We start from the raw sequence: 1,808 nt of genomic DNA, 5'->3' as shown, positions 1-1,808 counted from the left end.
TGCACACCACCACGACCACCCGCCAGTCCGGCCGTCGACGTGCCGGTCCTGGCGAACATGACCGAGTTCGGCAAAAGCGAACTCCTCACCACCGACACGCTGGAATCCGCCGGTGTGAGCGTGGTCATCTATCCCGTCACCCTCCTGCGTCTGGCGATGGGCGCCGTCGAGGACGGGCTGCGCCGCATTCGCGCCGACGGCACCCAGGCCGGCCTCGTCGACCGGATGCAGACGCGTGCACGCCTCTACGAACTGCTCGACTACCCCGGTTACAACACCTTCGACACGAACATCTTCAACTTCCGGATCTGAGTATCCGGCTCCGGTGAGGTAAGGCCACGACCGGCTGTCGACCACAGCCAGTAACGACTCGGCCGGCAGTCCGCACCACCAGCTGTCGGCGGTCGTCCTCACGCTGCGTCGACTGGCCTGGTCCTCGCCCCGTCACTCGATTCTCCCGGTCGCGGGCAGCCCCCATTGATGATCCGTTCATCGGTGGGAGCTTGGCGCGCCGCGAAGCTTCACGAATCCCGCTCCTGCTCCGGAAGACGTGCGTTCAGTTTGCCCGCACGGCCCGGCGCGGTTGTTCATTCCGGCGGGGGTGCGTCCNCGGGGGTGCGTCCACACCCGCCGGGTGAACCATGGCCGGGACAAGGTGGGTTTCCCGGCGGCGGCGCGGGACCCGCGTGCGTGGCGGCGGCGCTGGCGTCACTGCTCCCGGAGGCGTCAGCGGCGTATTCCCATTACGCCGCAGGTTGGTGCTGGCCAGTTCAGCGCACGGCTGAGCGCGATCTGCTCGTCGAAACCCCGGGCTATGTCATCGGGCATGTCGACGGGGCGACGGGTCGTCGTGTCCATGTGCACGACGATCAGCTCCAGCGTGTACGCCAGCCGGTCGCGCTCGCGGTCGAGGAGGAACGACATGATGTGCCCGGCCCGCCGGGACCTGTCCAGGAACCGGCTGTGCACCGACAGCTTGTCGCCGAGGCTGAGTTCGCTGAAATAACGCAGATGGTGCTCGGCGGTGAAGACGCCCATCCGCCGCTGTTCGTGGTAGGCGCTGTCGATGCCGATCCGCTCGGCATGCAGTCCCACGGCCTCGGCGCCGAGTATGAGGTAGAAGCGGACGTTCATGTGCCCGTAGAAGTCGATGTACTCGGGTTGGACCGTGGTTTCGATCAACGCGGGCAGTTCGAGGACCTGGGCGAACGTCGGCAGCGGAGTCGTGTGCGCGGCCGGTTGGGCGGCCGGTTGGAGTGTCACCACGCGCTCCTGCCGTGCTGGCATGCCTCCTGGGCGACGAACGTCCACTGGATTTTCACGGCACCGCCGGTGATCAGGTAGGCCGCCACATGGGCCGCCACATGGGCCACCACGTCGTGACAGCGTTGCCGCGGCGGGAGCTCGGCCGCATGTTCGGGGTGGTGCGAATCCGTATCGTCACCTCGACGGCGTTCTTCGCCGCCCTCGACGGTCACCGCTTGCTCATGGATGCCTGCGCCGCCGAAGGGGCGTGGTTGTCGAGCGGCGTGCGGCAGGCTTCCCGCTTCTCGGTGAACGTGACGGGTGACAAGGGCTCCTCCTGTCCTGGGCCGGCGGGTCGGACGGGTGTGCCGGCAGCAGGCCGTCTGGCGGTGGATCGGTCGGTTGGTAATCATACGTTTGTCTGTGCAAACCATGCCAATGGTCGGTCCGATCGCTGGCGGGCTGGCCACCGGCGCCTCGTCCACGATCACGGGCTGGCGGCGGGCCGGCTCCCGTCGCAGGCCCGCCGCCAGCCCGATGCCGGCGCCGGTGTTACGACGCCG

2 protein-coding genes and 1 pseudogene are annotated in these 1,808 nt (G+C 68.0%); 2 read left to right on the top strand and 1 reads right to left on the bottom strand.

The genetic code is table 11. The annotated features are described in order from the left end of the window. Nucleotides 1–312, top strand: a pseudogene (locus FrCorBMG51_RS24360) (methylisocitrate lyase); the annotation flags it as partial. Between the two features lie 414 nt (nucleotides 313–726). On the opposite strand, the gene FrCorBMG51_RS24355 reads toward FrCorBMG51_RS24360, so the two are convergent. Next, nucleotides 727–1,263, bottom strand: a complete 537-nt coding sequence (locus FrCorBMG51_RS24355; protein ID WP_052915017.1) for a thioesterase family protein — start codon at nucleotides 1,261–1,263, stop codon at nucleotides 727–729. Nucleotides 1,264–1,412: 149 nt separating this feature from the next. On the opposite strand from FrCorBMG51_RS24355, the gene FrCorBMG51_RS32270 reads away from it, so the two are divergent. Further along, nucleotides 1,413–1,808: hypothetical protein (locus FrCorBMG51_RS32270; protein WP_235433870.1), on the top strand; the 396-nt coding region annotated here is incomplete at its 3' end.

Origin of the sequence: Protofrankia coriariae (genome assembly GCF_001017755.1) — a bacterium.
GTDB classification, from domain to species: Bacteria; Actinomycetota; Actinomycetes; order Frankiales; family Frankiaceae; genus Protofrankia; species Protofrankia coriariae.
Note: the sequence above shows the minus strand (reverse complement) of the source record. Positions and strands in the feature narration are given on the sequence as shown.